The organism is Agromyces sp. Soil535 (assembly GCF_001428255.1).
Taxonomy (GTDB): Bacteria; Actinomycetota; Actinomycetes; order Actinomycetales; family Microbacteriaceae; genus Agromyces.
The window spans coordinates 1-20,449 of sequence record NZ_LMRW01000016.1; the positions used below are offsets into that span (position 1 = coordinate 1).

Consider the following 20,449-nt stretch of genomic DNA (forward strand, 5'->3'; position numbering starts at 1 on the left):
CCGCGCGACACGCACGACGTCGTCACGGAACTCGGCGGGGTAAGGCTTGGGCACAGCAACATCCTTCCAGGCCGCCCTCACGGGCAAGCCAGATCAGATGTCACCTATCCGTGCAGCAGACCCCTCGACTTCGACCAGACCCGTGGAGGCCATGCAATCGATCGGCAAGGGCGGCATCCGCGGCAAGGCAGTCATCAGCAGGGCTTGACAGGCCTTCCGGCGAACGCGGGGTCGGGGCGGCTGAGGATCCAGATCGCCAAGTCCCGCAGCGAGTACGTCACTGGCACCGCCAGCGCCGCCAAGCAGGACACTCTCCGTCGCCGGCAGGTGAAGTTGAGCAGTCGTTATCACCGGGAAAGGGCCACACTCGTCGTCCGGTGGTCCCGGTCAATGCTGTCGGTCGCTACTTGCCCGAGGGTGAACAGGTCGCTCGGATTTTGGAGGCGACGGCGGCGATGGCCTCGCCCGTGGACGCTTCGGTATCAGCGGCTGATCCTTCGCGGCGGCTAAGTTGCACACTGGCACTGACGGGCGCGCAGGTGGAGATAGAGGGTAGCGGTATGGGCATCGGACGGTCTCTTCCATAGTCGACGCCTGTTAGCGCCGCAAAGCGTACCGTGACGACGCGGCTACCTCGATGCCGGTCTCGAGGCGGCGCGGACCTCTCGTTGTCATGCAGGGTTGCCGTGCAGTGACAGGGTGGCCTGCACCTGCTCGCGGATGTCGCTGAGGACGGCGTCGTCGCTGCGGTGCAGGTAGACAGTGGCGGTGGTGCTGATGTGGATGATCGCGGTGATCACGCGCGCCAGCGTCGCCGCATCCCCGGCGTCGATGCGCTCGTCGCGCGACAGCAGGCGCGCGATGCCGTCTTCGAGTCGGGCTGAGAGGGCGAGTCCTTCGCGCCGGTAGGGCTCGGAGGGGTCCCCGAAGACGAGCTCGTGCAGGTAGGTGCGTCCGTTCTCGACCTGCTCGCGCACACACGCGACCACCGGACGGATGAGCGCGATGACGCCCTCGAGCGGGCCTCGCTCTGCGGTGACGGCTGCGGCGGCCAGGCCGGTGTCGATGGCGGCGGCGAACTTCTGGTTCTGCACCATGATCAGCAGCTCGGCCTTCGTGGTCGCATACAGATACAGGGTGCCGATCGCGACATCGGCACGATCGGCGACCTCCTGCGTGGTGACCCCGCCGACGCCGCGCTTGGCGAACAGTTCGCGCGCCGCCGCCATGATGCGTTCGCGCTTGTGCTGCTTCGCCCGCTCCCGGCGGCCGATCGGCATCCGAGCGTCTCTCATGATGACCTCCCTTGACATTGTTACTGAGTTAACTCACAATTGAGTGTACTCGGGTATCCGAGGGAAAAGTATCACCGATCAATCGTCGTCATGAAGGAGCAGCATCGCATGAGAGCGTTCGTCATCACCAAGTACAAGGAGCCGGTGCAGGAGGCCGACGTGCCAGAGCCCGTCGTCGGCGAGCGCGACGTCCTGGTGCGGGTGGACGCTGCAGGGCTGAATCCGCTGGACGAGGGGATCCGCGCCGGCGCGTTCAAGCAGATCCTGCGGTACCGGCTGCCCCTGATCCTCGGCAACGATCTCGCCGGTACCGTCATCCGCGTGGGCGGGAAGGTGCGCGGGTTCAAGCCCGGCGACGAGGTCTACGCCCGGCCCGACAAGAACCGCATCGGCACGTTCGCCGAGCGCATCGCCGTTGCCGAGGCCGACCTCGCTCTCAAGCCTGCGTCGATCAGCATGGAGGAGGCGGGCTCGCTGCCGCTGGTGGCGTTGACCGCGTGGCAGGCGCTCGTGGAGCGCGGCAACCTGCAGCCGGGGCAGAAGGTGCTCATCCATGCAGGCGCCGGCGGGGTTGGGTCGATCGCGATCCAGCTCGCCAAGCACCTCGGTGGGACGGTTGCCACCACCGCCAGCGACTCCAGCGCGGACTTCGTCCGCGAACTCGGAGCGGACACCGTCATCGACTACCGCACTCAGGACTTCGAACAGCTCGTCGACGGTTACGACCTGGTGCTGGACAGCATCGGCGGGGAGAACCTCGAGAAGTCGCTGCGCGTGCTCAAGCCGGGCGGCAAGGCCATCGGAATCGCCGGCCCGCCGGACCCGGACTTCGCCCGAGAGATCGGCCTGAACCCCCTGCTGCGCCTGGCGATCACCGGGCTCAGCAGCAAGATCCGCACGCAGGCGAGGAAGCTCGGCGTGAGCTACGAGTTCCTCTTCATGCGCGCCAGCGGTGACCAGCTTCGGCAGATCACCACACTCGTCGACCAGGGCGTGCTGCGCCCGGTCGTGGGCAAGGTCTTCGACTTCGCCCAGACCCCGCAAGCCATGCAGTCCCTTGCCAAGGGCGGCATTCGCGGCAAAGGCGTCGTCACCGTCACCGGATGACCCGCCTTCAACTCTCCACCTCACACCCAATTCAGAAAGAAGAACCACATCATGAGCACCACCGGAAACGACCCGGTCATCACGTCCTATGCGAAGGCACCGGCCCGCACGATCTCTGCTGGCGGCGTCACCTTCGCCTACCGGGAGTTGGGACCGAAGGGCGGCATCCCCGTCGTCTTCTTCGTGCACCTCGCCGCGACCCTCGACAACTGGGACCCTCGCATCATCGATCCGATCGCGAAGGATCGCCACGTCATCACGTTCGACAACCGCGGGGTCGGCGCGTCCACCGGTGAGGTGCCCGACAGCGTCGAGGCGATGGCCGACGACGCCTACACCTTCATCCGCGCGCTCGGGTTCGACAAGATCGACATCTTCTCCTTCTCCCTCGGCGGCATGGTCGCGCAGGCGCTCGTAGTCAAGCACCCCGACGTGGTCCGCAAGCTCGTGCTCACCGGTACGGGCCCCGCCGGTGGCAAGGACATCGACAAGGTCGCCGGGGTCACGTATTGGGACATCCTGCGTGCTGCGCTGACCCGGTCCGACCCGAAGGAGTTCCTCTTCTTCAACCGCAACGCCACCGGCAAGGCATCGGGCAAGGCGTTCGTGAAGCGTCTCCAGGAGCGCACCGTCGACCGTGACGCCCCGGCCAGGGTGAAGGTTCTCCAGACGCAGTTGAAGGCGATCAAGAAGTGGGGTCGCTCGGCGCCCGCGGACCTGTCGAAGCTCAGCCAGCCCACCCTGATCGCGAACGGCGACAACGACCGGATGGTGCCCTCGGTGCTCTCCGAAGATCTGCACCGTCGCATCACGGGATCCGAGCTGGTCATCTACCCCGACTCCGGCCACGGTGGCATCTTCCAGTTCCACGAGCAGTTCGCTCCCGTCGCGGTCGAGTTCCTCGCCCGTTGACCGGCATCCGACGTCACCGAAAGGGATGAGCACATGACCGCCACGGTCCCGCACACGAAGAAGCCGTTCGCATCATCGATCCTGCTCTGGGTCCGCACCGACCAGCCCCGCCAGACCGGCATGGACTACTGGAAGGGTCCACACTCCAAGATCATCTCGGTGACGCCGGGGTTCGACGAGTACCGGCAGATCCATCTCGCCGAGACCAACCCTGGGCTGTGGCCCGCGACCCGCGGCGTGGAGACGGCCATCCCCGCGGACCGGCGGATCGACGGAGTCGCCGAGGTCACCTTTGCCTCCGTGCTCTCGCCGTTGCTGGGCCGGAACCAGACCCGGCTTGCGTACAAAGACGAGATCAACGTGTTCCGGCGCACCCTGCTGTACGCCGGGCCGCCGAACTCGACCCGGTGGTACGACGTCGCCGGGCGCGGTGAGAAGACCGGGGCTCGAGCCCTGATCTACCTCAGGAGACGAGAAGGCGTGGGCACCCGCCCGTTCCGGAAGTTCGTCACCGACGAGCTCGTGCCCGCGCTCGTGAACACGGGCGTGATGACAGAACTCCGAACCCAGGTGTTCATGCCCTGGAACGAGAAGCTCTGGGACACCCCGAACGTCGCCCACGACAACCCCACCGACCAGCGGTTCCACGCCTCGCTGATGCTCGGCTTCGAAGACGCAGCCGCGCGAGCGGCGTTCTTCGCCGGCGAGGACATCACGACGCTGTCAGACGAACTGTCGGACTTCGCGTCCGCGGCCCACGCCTACGACGTGTCCGCCGCCCTGACCTATGTCACGGACGGCGTCATCCTCCCGCAGTACCAGGAATAACCGAACTCCCACCCATCCCCATCCCGAATCAATCGCACCTCTGGAGCAGAACCATGACCGAGCAGAGCACCATCCACTACGAACGCACCTCACCGCAGGTCGCGAAGATCACCTTCGCGAACCCGCCCGTGAACCTCATCATCGGCGAGACCGTCCTCCGTCTCACCGAGATCATCGACGAGCTGGCGACCGATCCCGACATCCAGGTCGTCGTATTCGACAGCGGCGTGCCGGACTTCTTCTACAACCACTTCGACCTCGCCGCGGCCGCCGACTTCCCCGCCCCCGAAGGCGAGGGAGCGGTGCCGGTGTGGACCGACCTGGTCCTGAAACTCTCCAAGGCGCCCTACATCACCATCGCTACCATTCGGGGCCGCACCCGTGGCGGCGGCAACGAGCTCGCGCTAGCGTTCGACCTGCGCTACGCCAGCGATGAGAAGGCGATCTTCGGGCAGCCCGAGGTCGGCAGCGGTCTGCTGCCCGGTGGTGGCGGCACCGAGCGGCTGCCGCGCACCATCGGTCGTGACCGGGCACTGGAGGTCATCCTCACCAGCGCCGACTACGACGCATCCACCGCCGAACGCTGGGGCTGGGTCACCCGCGCCCTGCCCGACGCCGAACTGGACGCGTTCGTCGATGCCATCGTCGCTCGGCTGGCGTCGTTCGACCGCACCTCCCTGGCATCGGCCAAGGCGATGGTCAACCGGGCGGTGCTGCCGCCGGATACCGACCTCATTGCCGCCTACGGTGAGTTCGCACACTCGCTCACCCTCCCCGGATTCCTCACGCGCGCCGCCGGCGCCCAGGCGCTCGCAGAGCAGGCCGGCATCGACCTGGAATACCGACTCGGCGAGTACATCGGCATCGCCAACCAGCAACGCTGACACCAGCCACCACGAGCTGAGGGCCGCAGCATCTGCTGCGGCCCTCACTCGCATCGGCGCTAGGTGTACCGGGCCATCACGTTGGTCGCAGCCGGCTGATCGGGGGTTGGCCTCCGAGTGCTGAGTGGCGTCGTCCAGTGTTGTAGTGCTCGAGCCACGGCGCAAGGGCGGCTGCACGGTCGTCGTTGCTAGTGAAAGGCTGCCGGTAGGCCCACTCGGTTTGCAGGGTGCGGTTGAACCGTTCCGCTTTGCCGTTCTGCCAGGGGCAGTGCGGCCGGATGAACTTCTGCCGGATGCCGTGAGCGGTGCATAGCTCGCGCAGCGACCATCGGTAGGCCCAGGCGTTGTCGGTCATCAGCCGCTCGATCCGTCCGATGCCGTGGGCGGCGAAGTATTCGATCGCGCGGGCCAGGAACGCTGCGCATGTGGCGCCTTTCTCGTCGGGTAGCACCTCCGAGTACGCCAGCCGGGTGTGATCGTCGACCAGGGAGTGCACGTAGTCGAAGCCGACCTTGGTGTTCCGGTCGCGCTGGATCGAGCCGCTGGCGCGTCCGTGCGCCCGCCAGCCGCCGCCGTCGGGGATGCGGCCGAGCTTCTTCACGTCCATGTGCACCAGTTCGCCTGGACTCTCCCGCTCGTACCGGACCGCGGTCGTCTTGGACGCGCGGATCAGTTGCCCGCTGATTGGGTCCAGCCGAGACAGATGCGGCACGCCGTGCCGGGCCAGGATCCGTGACACCGTCCGTGCCGGCACCCCGGTGCGGGCGGCGATCTCCTCCCGGCCCACGCGTTCGACCCGCCGCACCGCCAGCACGGCCGCCTCCGCTTCCGGCCGGGTGCGCCGCGGGCATCGATGCGGTCGCGAGGAGCGGTCGCGCAGGCCGCCCTCGCCCTCGGACCGGTAGCGGTCGATCCAACGCTTCACACACCGGCGGGACACCCCCATCGCCGCAGCGATGTGCGCCTGCTTCCAGCTCTGCCGGGCATGTTCAACGATCAACCGCCGACCATGAACAGTCAGCCGGGCATTAGCGTGGGTCACGAGAACCTCCGAGTTCGTGAAGACGTAAGACATCTCCACTAAGCCCGGAGGTTCTCCCGTCTCACAACCCCGAAAACGGAACCAACCTCACGGCCGGGTACAGCTAGGCGCCTGCGCCCTGCAGCTCCGGGTAGAGCGCCTCGACCGGGCCGCCCAGTGCGGCCTTGACCTGGGCCGACAACTCGTCGGCCACGACCTCGTACTCCCCCGCCTCGACGGCGTCGTACACCCTCGCCACGAGATCCGCGGGCAGCATCTTGAGTCCCTCAGCGTGTTCGGCCATGGGCGTATCGACATAGCCCATGTGCACACCGGTCACATGCACACCCTCGGTGGCGAGCTCGAGACGCAGCGAGTTGGTGGCCGACCACAGCGCAGCTTTGGAAGCACTGTAGATGCCGCCGAAGGCGTACCAGCTGGCAACGGAGTGGACGTCCACGAGGACGGACTCGTGATTGGCGGCGAGGATCGGTGCGAAGGCGCGGGCGATGAAGACGGGTCCGAAGAAGTTCGTCTCCATGTTTGCGCGGATGTCCGCGTCCGTCACCGTCAGCAGGCTGGCGCTCGGCGGGTTCGCGCCTGCGTTGTTGATCAGCACGGTCACGTCCCCGGCGGCCTCGGCGACCGCTTGGATGGAGGAGCTGTCGGTGACGTCGAGGGTGATGGGCACGATGCGCTCGTCGTCCCAGGTGCGGGGGTTGCGGGCTGTGGCGTAGACCTTGCTCGCGCCGCGGGCGAGCGCTTCGTGCACGAAGTGGGTTCCGATGCCGCCGTTGGCTCCGGTGACGAGCACGACGGCTCCGTTGAGTGAGGGCATGTTCACGTTCCTTCTCTTGTGGGTGTGTGAACCGCACGGCAGTGCGGCTCGTCGTGGGAGAATGAACCAAGGCACATCCGAGCCCACACGGTTCTGACTATGATCAGAACTGAGCTGAGTCAGAGTCTATTCCCGGAGGACACGTCATGGCCCTCGCCCCACAGCCGGTCGGACGGCGCGAGCGGAACAAGCAGAACAAGCTGGAGCGCATCACCGCCGCAGCCGGCGAGCTCTTCGCGGAGCACGGCGTCGACGACGTCACCACGCAGCAGATCGCCGACAAGGCCGACATCGGCACGGGCACCCTGTTCCTCTATGCCAAGACCAAGGGCGAGCTGCTCCTGCTCGTGCAGAACTCCAGCTACGTCGACGCCCTTGTGAAAGGCAGGGCAGCCGCCGAGGACATTCCCGACGCGCTCGACGCGGTGATGGCGATCGTCCGCCCGGTCGTGGAATGCAACCGCGCCCAGATCGACAACGGACGCACCTACCTGCGGGAGATCGTCTTCGGCGACCCCGAAGAGCCGTACCACCGCGACGCTCTCGCCCTCACCGTGCAGACCGAGGAGGCGATCGCGACGGTGTTGCAACGCGACCAGCGCGCCAGCCCCAGTGACGCTGCCACGCTCGCGCACATCGTCTCCGCCATCATGTTCATCAGCATGGCGGCCACGATCTACATCACCCGCTCCGTCGACGAAATCCTGGACGACATCAGAAGCCAAGTGCGCGTTCTCCTACCGCACTAATCGTTGTACCGCCCGTGGGGGCCGCCCAGAACACCACCACCGAAGGCAGTCGGCCGCCGCTCATGCGATTGGGCCTAGCGCCCTTGTCGTTGAGCACCTATCCAACATCATATACAATCTGCAGGCGTGGTTAGCGGTATGCTTCGATTCACCAGGTCGAGCCCCCACGGCCTCGGAGTTTCGCTATTACAAGGTGGTAATACGTGGACGTTCGCCTTCCCCCCGAGCCCGTCGGCCGGGTGCACACCTCCATGTCGCACAATTTCCGGGACTACCGACAGGCCGTCGTCAACTCCTTCGTGCCGCTCGACGTCTCCCGCGTGAGCGCCGACCCGTTCTGGGGACGCTTGCGCAGTGTCGACTTCGACGACGCGCACGTCCACGAGGTAACCGCGTCGCAACACATGGTCGAGCGCACCGAGTCGCTCGTCGCCGTCAGCGACGAGCGTTTCTACAAGGCGAGCCTTCAGGTTTCGGGAACAGGCCTCCTCATCCAGGATGGCCGTGAGGCGCTGCTCCAGCCGGGCGATCTCGCGATTTATGACACCGCCCGCCCGTACTCGCTGATCTTCGAGCAGGACATGCGAATGCTCGTGCTCATGTTCCCCCGTGAGCAGCTCGGCCTACCGCCAGACATGATGCGCCAACTGACGGCGCACCGGTTCTCCAGCACCGACGGACTCGGTGCGATGATCATCCCGTTCCTGCAGAACGTATCCCAGAACCTGGACCGAGTTGGCGGAGCCACCGGACCCCGGCTGGTTCACACCGCGATCGACCTCATCACGACGATGTTTGCGAACGAACTCGATCTGGAGGCCGACCCGCGAGACAGCCACCAATTGCTCATGCAGCAGGTCCGCCACTACATCGAGACGAATCTCGGCTCGCCGGAACTCAGCCCCACCCAGATCGCCGCCGTTCATTTCATCTCGACAAGGCATCTGCACGGGCTCTTCCGCGAGAAGGGGACGACCGTGTCGACCTGGATCCGCGAACGGCGGCTCGAGAACTGTCGACGGGACCTGATCGAGCCGCTCAACGCCCACCTCTCCGTCGGTGCGATCGCGGCACGCTGGGGATTCGTCGAGGCTGCGCATTTCTCACGCGTCTTCAAGGCCGCGTACGAAATGTCGCCGAGCGAGCTGCGAGCGCGCAGCCTTGGCGGCTGAGCGCTCGCGGTGTGCTCGAGTCGGGTCAGACCGGTTCTTGGTGCACTGAGTAGTCTGACTCGCCGAACGGGATGATGAGCGCACCACCCGGGGTGTTCGACACTGTGCCGTCTCCGTGGAGTCCGATGAATTTGCCGGTGGAGCGGCCGCCCGCGTAGTCGAAGACGAACACGGTACCGACCGGGATCTTCTCCTCCCGCCAGGTGAAGAGGTAGAGGCCGTGGTCGAGCTTGTAGGTCGTCGCGAGCTCGGCGGCGGCGTGGCCACGCTGTTCACCCACCAGGTTCTGCCAGACGAAACGCCGGGAGCTGAGGTAGATGTGCTCGTACAGGTGATTCGGGCTGTACCGGAAGAGCGTGCGCTTTCCGATCAGATCGCGGGTCGGAGCAGGTGCCTCGGCAGAACCGGGGGCGCCCTCGACCCGACCACCGTGGAACGACTGCATGACGCGCGTCTCGACATCCGCCCCCTCGTCGTGGATTCGCGAATGCACGATGAGCGCCCACCCGCGCTCGGGATGGAGCACCACGGTCAGTGTCTCGACGCGTCGCTCCCCGAGCGAGAAGTCGATCCAGTAGGCGCCATCGCCGACCGGGACCTCCTCGTAGGCGTCAGTGCCCGAGCCCGCCCATGCGAAGCCTTCAGCACTCCACGTCACGATCCCGCCATCCCCGAACGCCAGGCTCAGTGCACCATCGGCGGCGCGGATGACGAGCGAGCGTTCCGCGAGGTCGCGACTCGGGGCGACGCGGTTGGCGTCGATACCGGCTGCGAAGTCCTCCATGTTCAGCCATTCGGCGGACTCCTCGCGAATGATGGTCTCGGGGTTCTGTTCCGACATTGTGGTTCTCTCTTCTTTCGAATCGGTCAGTGCAGGAGGAAATCGGCGGCCTTCTCGCCGATCATGATCGCGGGCGCGTTGGTGTTGCCCGTGGTGATGCGAGGCATGATCGAGGCATCCGCGACCATGAGTCCCTCCACGCCGTGCACACGCAGCGTGGGATCGACGACGGCGAGCTCATCGACGCCCATTCTGCAGGTGCCAACCTGGTGGTGGTAGGTGATGACGGTGCGCCGGATGTAGTCGCGCAGTACCGCGTCGTCATCGACGTCCGGGCCGGGATACAGTTCTCTCGCGCCCCATCCGTCCGCGAGTGCCGATGCAGCGCCGATCTCCCGGCACTGCCGAACGCTCGCCGCGAGTGCGCGCAGGTCTTCCTCCTCGGCGAGGGCGTTGAGGTCGATGAGCAGCGCTGCGTGCGGATCGTCGCCCCCGAGGATGACACTGCCCCGGCTGAGCGGCGAGACGATGCCGGCCATGAGAGAGAAGCCCCACTCGGGACCGTTCATCCACGGCTCGTACATGGGGACGCTGAAGTTGATCGGCTGGGTGTCGGGCAGCTCCAACCCCGGCCTGCTTCGCCAGAACGAGTGCGTCTGCGTGATGCCCGTGCCGGGCGGCGGCGGATCGATCCGCCGGGTGTCGGTCGTGAAGATCACCGGTGAGAGCAAGTGGTCGTGCAGGTTCTGCCCGACCCCCGGCAAGTCCACGAGAACTTCGAACCCGAGATCGTGGAGCGAGGCGCCGGGGCCGATGCCACTTCGCATCAGGATGCGAGGCGAGTCAAGTGCACCGGCCGCGAGCACCACCTGGTCGGCCTCGAACCGCTCGATCTGCCCCTCACGTTCGACCTCGACGCCGATGACGCGCGTGCCCTCGAGCAACAACTTGTGCACCCAAGCGCCGGTCAATACCCGGAAGCGCGGCGACTCGCGCACCGGTTCTGCATAGGCCCGCCACGTGCTCAGCCGCTTGCCGTCGCGGATCGTCAGCTGCATCTTCGAGATGCCATCGAGATGATCGCCGTTGTAGTCGGGGTTCTGTTCGATTCCGATCTCGACTGATGCGTCGATGATCGACTGCTGGATGGGGTGCAGGTCGTATTCGATCGTGACGTCGAGGACACCCTCGGTGCCCCGAAGTTCTGACGGCGGACCGTCGTAGTTCTCGATCGCCTTGAAGACCGGCAGCACGTCCTTCCAGCCCCAGCCCGGGTTGCCGAGGGACTCCCAGTGGTCGTAATCCTGAGGCGCGCAACGCACGAAGATCATCGCGTTGAGCGAATGCGATCCTCCGAGGACCTTGCCGCGCGGCAGGTGAAGGCGTCGGTCGGCTGCGTGGGTCTGCGGCACGGTGAAGTAGTCCCAATCATCAGGACTGTGCCACAGCTCGCCCAGGCGAGCAGGATCGTGGATGGCGGGGTTCACATCGGGGCCACCGGCCTCGAGCAGCAGTACACGCCGTCCGGCGTCCACGAGGCGACGGCAGATGACTGCTCCGCTGGAGCCGCCACCCACCACGATGACATCGGGTCTTTCTTCCATGGCACGACAGTGCCACGGCGGCCGAGGCCACCACCATGCGGAACGGGCCTCCGTTCACTCTGAGTCAAGGGGCGTACGGCCCGCGACAACCGCACCGAGAGCGCCTCTGGGGATGCTGGGAGCAGCGTCCGACGCGAGCGCAATTCTCGCTGTGAAGGAGTACTCCATGGTCACCGCCGCCCTGACGATCTCGCGACAAGCCGTGTTCCCGGAGCGGGGTGTGATCGAACTGACCACGATCGAGGTGCAGCCGCCGGCATCGGACCAGTTGGTCATGCGAGTGCGGCGGGTGGGCATCTGCGCCACAGACCTGCACCTCCTCGAGGGACACATCGGAGATCCGTTCCCCCTGGTGCCGGGCCACGAGTTCGTGGGAGAGGTCGCCGCGATCGGCGGCGACGCAGCGCAGCGCCGCAACCTCGCGGTCGGTGACCGAATCGCCGTGGAGATGCAGCTCCCCTGCGGTGCGTGCCCGCGCTGCGCGGAGGGCCGATACAACATCTGCGATCGTGATGATCCGGCCGACGGCCTGCCGGTCGGCCGGGAGTACGGCGTCAACATCCCCCGCACCGCCGAACCGGGCCTCTGGGGCGGCTATTCCGACTACTTGCACGTGCCCGCTGAAGCGATCGTGCACCGACTTCCCGAGTCCGTGCCTTGGGACACCGCAGCGCTCGTCGAGCCGCTCGCCGTGTCGTTCCGGGCGGTGCAGCGCGGCCGGGTCACCGAAGGCGACACGGTCGCCATCATCGGCCCCGGCCCGGTGGGCCTTCTGGTCTCGGCCGCCGCCAAGATCGCCGGTGCGGCACGTGTCGTCATGGTCGGCACCCGACCGAACCGACTCGACCTCGCTCGCCGCTTCGGCACTGACTTCACGGTGAACTCCCGCGAGGTCGATGACGTCCGGGGCGCTGTCGCGGAGGCGCTCGGCGGGCTGGCGGATGTCGTCATCGAGATCGCAGGGGTGACGGATGCGCAGTCGCTCGCCGTGACGCTCGTGCGCCGTGGCGGCCGCGTCGTGCTGGCGGGTGCGTGCGGGTGGAGTGCCGACGTCACGTTCGGCGCCGACCGCGACCTGCTCACGCGCGAGATCGACGTGCTGCCCTCGTTCCTCTCAGCGGGCGGCTATGAGCCATCGATCGCCGCACTCACCGACGCGGCATATCCCTATGCAGATCTCGTCACCCACCGGTTCTCCTTGGAGCAGGTGAGTGACGCGTACGACGTCGTGCGCGAGAAACGCGATGACGTCATCAAGGCCGTGCTGGTCCTGGCCGACTGACGCGCCCATTCCATCAATCACAAGGAGCCGCAATCATGAAGAGCCCCCGCGAGGTCATCGAATCGCACTACGCCGCCGGAGAGCGAGGCGACCTGCCAGGAATGATGGCGGATTTCGCGCCCGACATCGTCTGGACCGAAGCCGCCGGATTCCCGGTCGCCGGCACCTACGTCGGCCCCGATTCGGTGCGCGACAACGTGTTCATCGCCCTCGCCAAGGAATGGGACGGCTGGGCCGTTGCGATCGACGAGCTCGTGGTCAATGGGGAGACCGTGGTCGGACTCGGCACCTACACGGGCACGAACAAGGCGACGGGCAAGGCGGTCAGCACTCGCGTCGCGCACATCTGGCGAGTCCAGGACGGCAAGGCCGTCAAGTTCGAGCAGATCACGGACACCGCTGAAGTCCTCGACGCGATGCAGTGAGCATCGACGGGCGGCGGATCGAGCGAGGCGGTACGCCTTCTCGAGCCGCTCCGGCGCCGACGGCGAAGCCGGCCGTGGAACTCCGGTACTCAGAGTCAACGGTTGTGCCCCCGGCGACAAACGTCGCGATCTGCGCCGATCTTAGAGTGACCGACAGGGCGACACTCGTCTCGCCGTCCGACCCCGAAGGACCCCCGCTGACGCAGAAGTCCAGCGCTATCCGAGAGGCACCACACACATGCGAATCAACAGAATCAAGCTGGGAGCGACGGTCGTCGTCGCAGCCGGCGCAATCGTCCTGAGCGGCTGCACTGCTGACAGTCCTGGCAGCACGCCCGCCACCGGTGAGCCGATCAAGGTCGCCGCCCTGAGCGGTCTCACCTTCTTCCCCGAGGCACCCCAGGCCGTGCAGGCGGTCTTCGACGACTACAACGATGCGGGCGGATTCAAGGGTCAGCCGATCGAGTACACCGTCTTCGACGACAAGACCGACCCGGCCGTTTCGTCGACCGCCGCGAAGGACGCACTGGATGGCGGTGCGGTGGCGCTGGTTGGCTCGTCATCGCTGCTGGACTGCGCGGTGAACCACACGACGTGGGAAGACAACAACATCGTCTCGCTCCAGGGCACCGGCGTCGACCCGTTCTGCTTCTCGACGCCGAATATCGCCCCGGCGAACACCGGTCCGTACTTCGACACCTTCGCCACGCTCTACGACGGCTCGGAGAACCTGGGCTTCTCCAGCATCTGCGCGGCGATCGTGCCGGACGACGAAGCCGGCAAGTCCGCGTACGAGCAGGCGATCGCCGCCTGGTCCGCCGAGACCGGGCAGGAGCTCGCCTACATCGACTTCAGTCTCACGCGCGGTCAGGCCAGCTACGCGGGCAACGTCGCCGCTCTGAAGGGCGAGGACTGCGACGCGATCATGGTCGGTGAGGTCGGACCGGCGGTCACAGCCTTCCTCGGTGAGGCCGCGAACCAGGGTCTCTCCCTGCCGGTACTGGTGCTGACCTCGTGCTACTCGGATGAGTTCGCCGCCGGGGTCACCTACGCCGGCGACATCCATGTGCCTGCCGAGTTCTCGCCGTACACCGACCCGAACGACGAATCGAACACCGACTGGGCGGCGGTGATGGATGCGCACGCGGTGCCCAAGACCTCGTTCGCGCAAGGCGGCTACCTGGCAGCGAAGTACTTCATCGCGATCCTGGAGACCATCGACGGCCACGTCACCCGCGACTCGTTCACCGAGGCCGCGAGAGCCATGACCGAGCCGATCGAGAACCCGATGGTGGGCACACCGTGGATCTTCGGCGAGGGCGACTCGCACCAGGCGAACCGGTCGGCCTGGCCCCTGGTCATCGAGGCGAACACCAACACGTGGACCTCGCTCGGCCCGTGGCTGATCGGCGACGACCTCGGCTGGGTCGACACCACGACCGGCTGATTCCCGTCTGATCGGATGTCCCGAGGCGGCGGCCACCCCAGCCGCCGCCTCCGGGTCGTCACCCGTTGTCGTCTCACGCTGCAGGAGGAGCACCCGTGAACTTCGTCGTCGCCCTCGTCGTCGGGCTCAGTGCCGGCGCACTGTACGCCGTCATCGGCGTGGGCCTCACCCTCATGTCCGTCCTGACGCGGGTGATCAACTTCTCGATCGTGGCCGTCGGCGTCTTCGGCGCCTTCCTTTCCATCCGCGCCGTGCCGCTGCTGGTGCAGGCACCGCCCGAGGTGCGAACCGCGGTCGTGGTGGCCATCGCCGTGCTCGTGGCGGCCACCATCTCGGGGCTGCTGGGCTGGATCGAAGCGACCTGGCTCGCCGAGGCATCCACCACGGCGCGCTCGGCCGTCACGGTCGCGTCGCTGCTCATGCTGATCTCGCTGTCGTTCGTCCTCTTCGGATCGCGACCGCAGCCCCTTCGCCCCCTACTCGTCGGCCCCGCCTTCGTCGCGGGCGACATCGCCGTCACGAAGGTGGGGGTCGCCCTCCTGATCACCGCCGTGGCGGTGGCCGTCGCGGCATGGATCGTGATCCGCCGAACTCCGCTCGGCGTGCAGCTGCGAGCAATCAGCGACCGGCAGACCGCTGCCGAACTCCTCGGAGTGAATGTCAAGGCCCTGCAGATCGGCGTGTGGGTCGTCGTCGGAGGAATCATGGGCCTCTGCATCTCGATCATCGGCAATACGGGCGCCGCCGACGCGACGTCGATGATCACTCTCGTCATTCCCGGCGCGGCGGCAGCCCTGGTCGGCGCATTCAAGAGTCTCCCCATGGCTATCGTCGGCGGGCTGCTCGTCGGCGCATTGCAAGGTGCCCTGACCGCGTTCCCCTCCATCACCTTGCTGAGAGATTGGATCCCGATCGTCGTCATCATCTTGTTCTTGCTGTGGAACCAGCGGAAGGAGGTCTGGGATGTCGCGCGCTAGTTCCGCTCGCTCCGAGCGCCCCTGGATCCCGCTCGCGGTTGCCGCCGGTGCCATCGCCGTCGGCGTTGGATTCGCCTTCGGAATGCCCGCATACGTGGTCTTCGTGTCGACCTCTGTCCTTGTCTCCATGGTGTCGCTGCTCGGCCTCGGAATCGTGACCGGCACGGCCGGCATGATCGCGCTCTGCCAGCTGAGCTTCGCCGCGATCGGTGCGTGGATCCTCGAGTTCTTGTACCTCGACACACCGCTCCCTGCCGCTCTCGGGCCGATGGCGTTCATCGTCTTCATGCTGATCGCGGGGCTCGTCACCGCACTGCTCGGTCTCATCGTCGGCCTACCGGCCTTGCGCCTCCGTGGAGTGAATCTGGCCGTCATCACCCTCGGCGTTGCAGCTGCCCTCGATGCGACGCTGCAGAAGATCTCCTTCCCCGACCATGGCGTCGCCCATATCCCCCGCCCGTTCGGGCTCGGCTACGACCCTCAGGGCGACCGCGCGTACTTCATCTTCGCGGTGGTCGTCACGGTCGTGGTGGCGCTGATCATCCTCGCGATCCAGCGCAGTCGGACGGGAGGCAGCTGGAAGTCGGTCGCGTTCTCGGAGCGCGGCACGGCATCCGCTGGAACCAGCGTGCGCACGGCCAAGCTGTCCGCGTTCGCATTGAGTGCGTTCGTCGGCGGGATCGCCGGGTGTCTCATCGTCGGTCAGATCACCCAGGTGAACTACCTCACGTTCACGCCGATCAACTCGCTCGGGCTTTACGTGCTGAGCATCGTCGTGGGCTCGCACCTGATCGACATGGCGCTATTCGGCGGGATCCTGTTCGTGCTCATCCCCGAAATCCTGAAACAAATGCGGGTGCCGCTCGAGTGGTCGTCCATCGCCTTCGGCATACTGGGAATTCAGGCCTTGACCACGAATACCAATCTCGGCAGCACTATCCGCGCGGCGATCTTCCGCCGTCGACGGCAGGCCGAGCGGCAGCGCGCTGCCGAGAGCGACGTGACGTCCACTCTCACGACGACAACGCACGAGGCGCCGATCCCGGCAGGCACGGGGCGCCCCTTGCTTGTCGTGGAGAACCTGACAGTGGAGTTCGGTGCTGTGAAAGCGCTCACCAATGTCTCGATGACCGTCGAGGAAGGCACGATCCTGGGGCTCATCGGGCCGAATGGCGCCGGCAAGTCGACGTTCGTCGACGCGATCGGCGGCTTCCTTCCCCAGCACCGAGGCACGGCCACCCTCGACGGGCAGTCTCTGGACGGTCTGCCGCCGCACCAGCGCGCCCGGGCCGGCTTGCGTCGTACGTTCCAACAGGATCGCGTGCCGCCCACCATGACCGTCGGCGCCTACGTGCGCTTCGTCACCCGCGGCACTGCTGACGCACTGGCGATCGACGATGCACTCGCCTTCTTCGGGTGTCCCGAGGCATCGACTCCCCTCAGTGTGGTGGACGTCGGGACACGCAGACTCGTGGAGGTCGCTGCGAACCTCGCTGCTCGCCCCAAGCTGCTGCTCCTCGATGAGCCCGCAGCCGGTCTGTCGCACGACGAGCACATCGCGTTCGGGGACCGGCTGCGGCGCGCGCCAGGGCACTTCGGGTCGACGATCCTCATCATCGAGCACGACCTCGACCTCGTGCGCAGCGTGTGCTCCACCATCACGGTTCTCAACTTCGGCGAGGTGCTGGCAACCGGCGACCGTACGACGGTGCTCTCCAACCCGAAAGTCATTGCTGCCTATATGGGCGAGACGGAGATGCTATGAGTCTCACAATCACGGATGTCACGGTGCGCCGCGGCGTGGGCCCCGTCATTTCCGGAGTCAGCCTGGAAGTCCGGCCCGGCGAGATCACCACAGTGGTCGGGCCGAACGGCGCCGGCAAGACGAGCCTTCTCGAGGCCATGTCCGGAATCGTCCCCATAGCCGCAGGCTCGATTCAGCTCGACGGGGAGGAGATCAGCAAGACGTCGCGACGCAAGCGATCCCTCCTCGGACTCAAGCACGTCGAGCAGGGCAGGATGATCTTCCCGTCCTTGACCGTTCGGGAGAACCTGCAGCTGACCGCCCGATCGAAGAAGGACTTCGACGAGGCGATGGCACTGTTCCCCGAGTTGGAGAAGCGGGTCGACTCGCTCTCGGTGCTCCTCTCGGGCGGCGAGCAGCAGATGGTTGTGCTGGCCCGCACATTCGCTGCGAAGCCGCGCTACATCATGATCGACGAGATGTCGCTCGGCTTGGCTCCAGTGGTGTTCCTGCGCCTGGTCCCGGTCATCCGGGGCATCGCCGACTCCGGCGTCGGGGTGCTGTTGGTAGAGCAATTCGCTCAGTTGGCCCTGCAAGCGGCGACCGATGCGGTCGTGGTGACCGGCGGGCGGGTGTCCTATCACGGTCCCGCGACGACGCTACTGGCGGATGAGCAACTGCTCAGGACCTCCTACCTCGGCTGAACGCGGAGGTAGGAGATGCGCAGATCACCCTCGCTGGCTGTGACCGCGATCGCGGTCGCCATCCGCTGGCATGTGGTCGGGGAATCGCCGGTTTCGCGGCAGTGTTCCTCGACCTGCGCTGATGGACACGCGGCGTGCGCGCACGGTCAACCGCATTTCGCTCGGTCGTCGTGATGCTGGGAGGGCTGCATCAAGTGCATTCATCTAGGAGGAATTTCATGTCGGAATACGTCGACCTGCTGGCCCGCGTGGCGGCGCCCACCGGCGAGGGCCGCGAGGTCACCGATCCCGCCACTGGGGAGACCTTCGGGCTCGTCCGAGAGCAGACCGTCGAGGATCTTGACGCGGCCGTCGCCGCCGCCAAGGCGGCGCAACCCGCTTGGGCGGCCCTCGGGCACGCGAGACGCATCGAGCTGCTCAACGCCGCTGCCGACCGCATCGATGCGGAGGGCGAGGCGCTCGCGCAAGTGCTGTCGCGCGAACAGGGCAAGCCCCTCAACGGCCCCAACGCGCGTTTCGAGGTCGGGGCGTGCTCCGCCTGGCTTCGCGCCGCGGGGGCGACCGTGCTCGAGAGCGAGGTCGTCGTCGATGACGGCGCGACCAAGGCAGAACTGAGCTACAAGCCCCTCGGGGTCGTGGGTGCCATCGGGCCGTGGAACTGGCCGCTGATGATCGGCATCTGGCAGATCGCCCCCTCCTTGCGAATGGGGAACACCGTGGTCGTCAAGCCGTCGTCCTTTACGCCGTTGAGCGTGCTCGCGATGGTCTCCATCATCAACGAGGTCCTGCCCCCCGATGTGCTCGTCGCCATCTCGGGCAACCGCGAGGTGGGTGCTCGGCTCGCGGCGCACCCCGACATCGCCAAGGTGATGTTCACGGGCTCGACCGCCGCCGGGCGCGAGATCATCAAGAGCTCCGCCAACAACCTCGCCCGGCTCACGCTCGAGCTCGGCGGCAACGACGCCGGAATCGTCCTGCCGGGAACGGACCCGGCCGAGATCGCCGAGAACCTGTTCTGGGGCGCTTTCATCAACACCGGCCAGACGTGTGCGGCACTCAAGCGCCTCTACGTTCACGATTCGATCTATGAAGAGGTGATCGAAGCCCTGAAGGACGTCGTCGCCCGGATGCCGATGGGCAACGGTCTCGACGAGTCGAACGTGCTCGGCCCGGTGCAGAACAAGAAGCAGTTCGACATCGTCTCCAGCCTCGTCGAGGATGCGAAGTCGCGCGGCGGTCGGGTGATCACCGGCGGCGCGGCGGCGGTGGAGCTCGGCGACCTGTTCTACCCGGTCACGATCATCGCCGACCTCCACGACGGTGATGCGCTCGTTGACGAGGAACAATTCGGTCCGGCCCTCCCGATCATCCGATACCTCGACGTCGAGGATGCCATTGCGAGCGCAAACCGCCTGGACACTGGCCTCGGCGCATCCGTCTGGTCCTCGGATCCGGCGCAGGCCCGCGAGGTGGCCGCTCGTCTCGAGGCCGGAACGGTCTGGATCAACCAGCACGGAACACTCCACCCGATGGCGCCGTTCGGCGGCGTGAAAGCATCCGGCTACGGACTCGAGTTCGGCGTCGAGGGCCTCAAATCCGTCGCGGCGCCACAGATCATCAACGGATAGCGGGATGACCGACTCGAGCTTCCGTTCCGGAGTGTTCGCCGGTCATGTCGCCGTAGTGACCGGAGGGACCTCCGGGTTGGGCGCGGCGACTGCCCGCGTGCTCGCGAGGTTGGGCGCCGAGGTGCACGCGGTCGGCCTCGGCGCAGACCCTCGACTGTTCGACGATCCGCTCATTCGGGTCCGCGAGCTCGACGTGACCGACGACGCCGCGCTCACCGGCCTGTTCGCAGACCTCGACCGGCTCGATATCCTCGTGCCTGCGGCCGGCATCAGCCTGGGCGAGCGGGAGCTCGAGTGGGATCCCTTCCAGCGCGTCGTGTCGATACAACTGCTCGCCGTGTATCGCACCATCCAGCTCGCCCATCCGCTGCTCGCCCGTGCGGGCGGAAGCGTCATCACCATCGCCTCGATGTACGCGTACTTCGGGGGTGGCACAATCGCGGCGTACTCAGCAGCGAAGGGCGGTGTCGTGCAGCTGACGAAGTCATTGGCCGAGGTCTACGCGCCAGACGGTGTGAGAGTGAATGCCGTCGCCCCGGGCTGGATTGACACCGCGCTGCTGGCTCCCCTGAAGGAAGATCCGGTGATCGGTGATCGGCTGCTCTCGCGCACGCCGCTCAGACGCTTCGGCCGCCCCGAAGAAGTGGGAACAGTCGTGGCGTTCCTCGCCTCCGACGCCGCGTCCTTCATCACTGGTGCCGTATTGCCAGTCGATGGCGGGTACCTCGTCACCGGGATTTGAGCGCCCCGCCCGGACGACTCGGCTCAGGCCGGGCGGACTGTGGGTTGAGCTTCACGAATGCAGATCTGAAATCCCGCGCAGACCTCGGCTTCGATCCGACTGCGGGTGCTTCGTTGGACTCCCCCGCGCCGAGGGGTCGGTGGAGGCACACACGATCAGCGTTGATGTGAACTCTGGACCATCGGCGACTGGTCGACGTTCTGGCCGCCCTGCCCCGAGCGCGCCCCGAGCCTGCTCTACCACGGCTACGACGAGTCGAAGCATCCGTCGGAATGGACCGCACTGGACTACCTCGAGGCCGCGGGCTAC

Annotated in this window: 19 protein-coding genes; 14 read left to right on the forward strand and 5 right to left on the reverse strand. The window is 66.4% G+C overall.

What is annotated here, in order from left to right; all coding sequences use genetic code 11:
* Nucleotides 1-671: 671 nt before the first annotated feature.
* Nucleotides 672-1,295: a TetR/AcrR family transcriptional regulator gene (locus tag ASG80_RS12790; RefSeq protein ID WP_056731298.1), complete on the reverse strand. Its 624-nt coding sequence runs from the start codon at nt 1,293-1,295 to the stop codon at nt 672-674.
* Nucleotides 1,296-1,403: 108 nt separating this feature from the next.
* On the opposite strand from ASG80_RS12790, the gene ASG80_RS12795 reads away from it, so the two are divergent.
* The 4 genes from ASG80_RS12795 to ASG80_RS12810 are packed head-to-tail and all read left to right on the forward strand — an operon-like array spanning nt 1,404 to nt 5,026.
* Nucleotides 1,404-2,402, forward strand: coding sequence for an NADP-dependent oxidoreductase (locus ASG80_RS12795; RefSeq protein ID WP_056731361.1), 999 nt, complete (start codon nt 1,404-1,406; stop codon nt 2,400-2,402).
* A 51-nt stretch (nt 2,403-2,453) separates the two neighbouring features.
* Nucleotides 2,454-3,314 carry an alpha/beta fold hydrolase gene (locus ASG80_RS12800; RefSeq protein WP_056731300.1) on the forward strand — a complete coding sequence of 287 codons (861 nt, stop codon included), beginning with the start codon at nt 2,454-2,456 and terminating at the stop codon, nt 3,312-3,314.
* Between the two features lie 33 nt (nt 3,315-3,347).
* Complete coding sequence (locus ASG80_RS12805) at nt 3,348-4,142, forward strand: hypothetical protein (RefSeq protein ID WP_056731301.1); 795 nt, start codon at nt 3,348-3,350, stop codon at nt 4,140-4,142.
* A gap of 53 nt (nt 4,143-4,195) precedes the next feature.
* A complete protein-coding gene (locus tag ASG80_RS12810) occupies nt 4,196-5,026 on the forward strand; it encodes an enoyl-CoA hydratase/isomerase family protein (protein WP_056731303.1) in 831 nt (276 codons plus the stop codon).
* 76 nt (nt 5,027-5,102) lie between these two features.
* Here ASG80_RS12810 and ASG80_RS12815 read toward each other — a convergent pair whose 3' ends face one another.
* Both ASG80_RS12815 and ASG80_RS12820 read right to left on the reverse strand, forming a co-directional pair.
* Nucleotides 5,103-6,068, reverse strand: coding sequence for an IS481 family transposase (locus ASG80_RS12815; protein ID WP_156401830.1), 966 nt, complete (start codon nt 6,066-6,068; stop codon nt 5,103-5,105).
* A 103-nt stretch (nt 6,069-6,171) separates the two neighbouring features.
* Nucleotides 6,172-6,885, reverse strand: a complete 714-nt coding sequence (locus ASG80_RS12820; RefSeq protein WP_056731307.1) for an SDR family oxidoreductase — start codon at nt 6,883-6,885, stop codon at nt 6,172-6,174.
* 146 nt (nt 6,886-7,031) lie between these two features.
* Here ASG80_RS12820 and ASG80_RS12825 point away from each other — a divergent pair, with 146 nt between their 5' ends.
* Nucleotides 7,032-7,634, forward strand: coding sequence for a TetR/AcrR family transcriptional regulator (locus ASG80_RS12825; protein WP_056731310.1), 603 nt, complete (start codon nt 7,032-7,034; stop codon nt 7,632-7,634).
* Nucleotides 7,635-7,885: 251 nt separating this feature from the next.
* Nucleotides 7,886-8,806 (forward strand): helix-turn-helix domain-containing protein, encoded by a 921-nt coding sequence (locus ASG80_RS12830; protein WP_056731362.1) that lies wholly within the window; start codon nt 7,886-7,888, stop codon nt 8,804-8,806.
* A 25-nt stretch (nt 8,807-8,831) separates the two neighbouring features.
* On the opposite strand, the gene ASG80_RS12835 is transcribed toward ASG80_RS12830, so the two are convergent.
* Nucleotides 8,832-9,647, reverse strand: coding sequence for a MoaF C-terminal domain-containing protein (locus tag ASG80_RS12835; RefSeq protein WP_056731312.1), 816 nt, complete (start codon nt 9,645-9,647; stop codon nt 8,832-8,834).
* Nucleotides 9,648-9,673: 26 nt separating this feature from the next.
* Nucleotides 9,674-11,191: a GMC family oxidoreductase gene (locus tag ASG80_RS12840; protein WP_056731314.1), complete on the reverse strand. Its 1,518-nt coding sequence runs from the start codon at nt 11,189-11,191 to the stop codon at nt 9,674-9,676.
* 166 nt (nt 11,192-11,357) lie between these two features.
* Between ASG80_RS12840 and ASG80_RS12845 the strand changes: the two genes are divergently transcribed.
* From ASG80_RS12845 to ASG80_RS12880, 8 genes are all read left to right on the forward strand, one after another.
* The gene (locus ASG80_RS12845; RefSeq protein WP_056731316.1) at nt 11,358-12,473 is read left to right on the forward strand and encodes a zinc-binding dehydrogenase; all 1,116 of its coding nucleotides are present in this window, start codon (nt 11,358-11,360) and stop codon (nt 12,471-12,473) included.
* 35 nt (nt 12,474-12,508) lie between these two features.
* Nucleotides 12,509-12,898, forward strand: a complete 390-nt coding sequence (locus ASG80_RS12850) for a nuclear transport factor 2 family protein (RefSeq protein WP_056731318.1) — start codon at nt 12,509-12,511, stop codon at nt 12,896-12,898.
* 238 nt (nt 12,899-13,136) lie between these two features.
* Entirely contained in the window at nt 13,137-14,345 is a 1,209-nt protein-coding gene (locus tag ASG80_RS12855) for an ABC transporter substrate-binding protein (RefSeq protein WP_056731321.1), read from the forward strand.
* Nucleotides 14,346-14,440: 95 nt separating this feature from the next.
* Nucleotides 14,441-15,322: a branched-chain amino acid ABC transporter permease gene (locus tag ASG80_RS12860; protein WP_056731323.1), complete on the forward strand. Its 882-nt coding sequence runs from the start codon at nt 14,441-14,443 to the stop codon at nt 15,320-15,322.
* Nucleotides 15,309-17,087: an ATP-binding cassette domain-containing protein gene (locus ASG80_RS12865; RefSeq protein WP_056731325.1), complete on the forward strand. Its 1,779-nt coding sequence runs from the start codon at nt 15,309-15,311 to the stop codon at nt 17,085-17,087. The genes ASG80_RS12860 and ASG80_RS12865 overlap by 14 nt, the downstream gene beginning before the upstream one ends.
* Nucleotides 17,088-17,110: 23 nt before the next feature.
* Nucleotides 17,111-17,770: an ABC transporter ATP-binding protein gene (locus ASG80_RS12870; protein ID WP_235508311.1), complete on the forward strand. Its 660-nt coding sequence runs from the start codon at nt 17,111-17,113 to the stop codon at nt 17,768-17,770.
* A gap of 218 nt (nt 17,771-17,988) precedes the next feature.
* Entirely contained in the window at nt 17,989-19,398 is a 1,410-nt protein-coding gene (locus ASG80_RS12875; RefSeq protein WP_056731328.1) for an aldehyde dehydrogenase family protein, read from the forward strand.
* 4 nt (nt 19,399-19,402) lie between these two features.
* Nucleotides 19,403-20,140 (forward strand): SDR family NAD(P)-dependent oxidoreductase, encoded by a 738-nt coding sequence (locus tag ASG80_RS12880; protein WP_056731330.1) that lies wholly within the window; start codon nt 19,403-19,405, stop codon nt 20,138-20,140.
* The last annotated feature ends 309 nt before the right edge of the window (nt 20,141-20,449 follow it).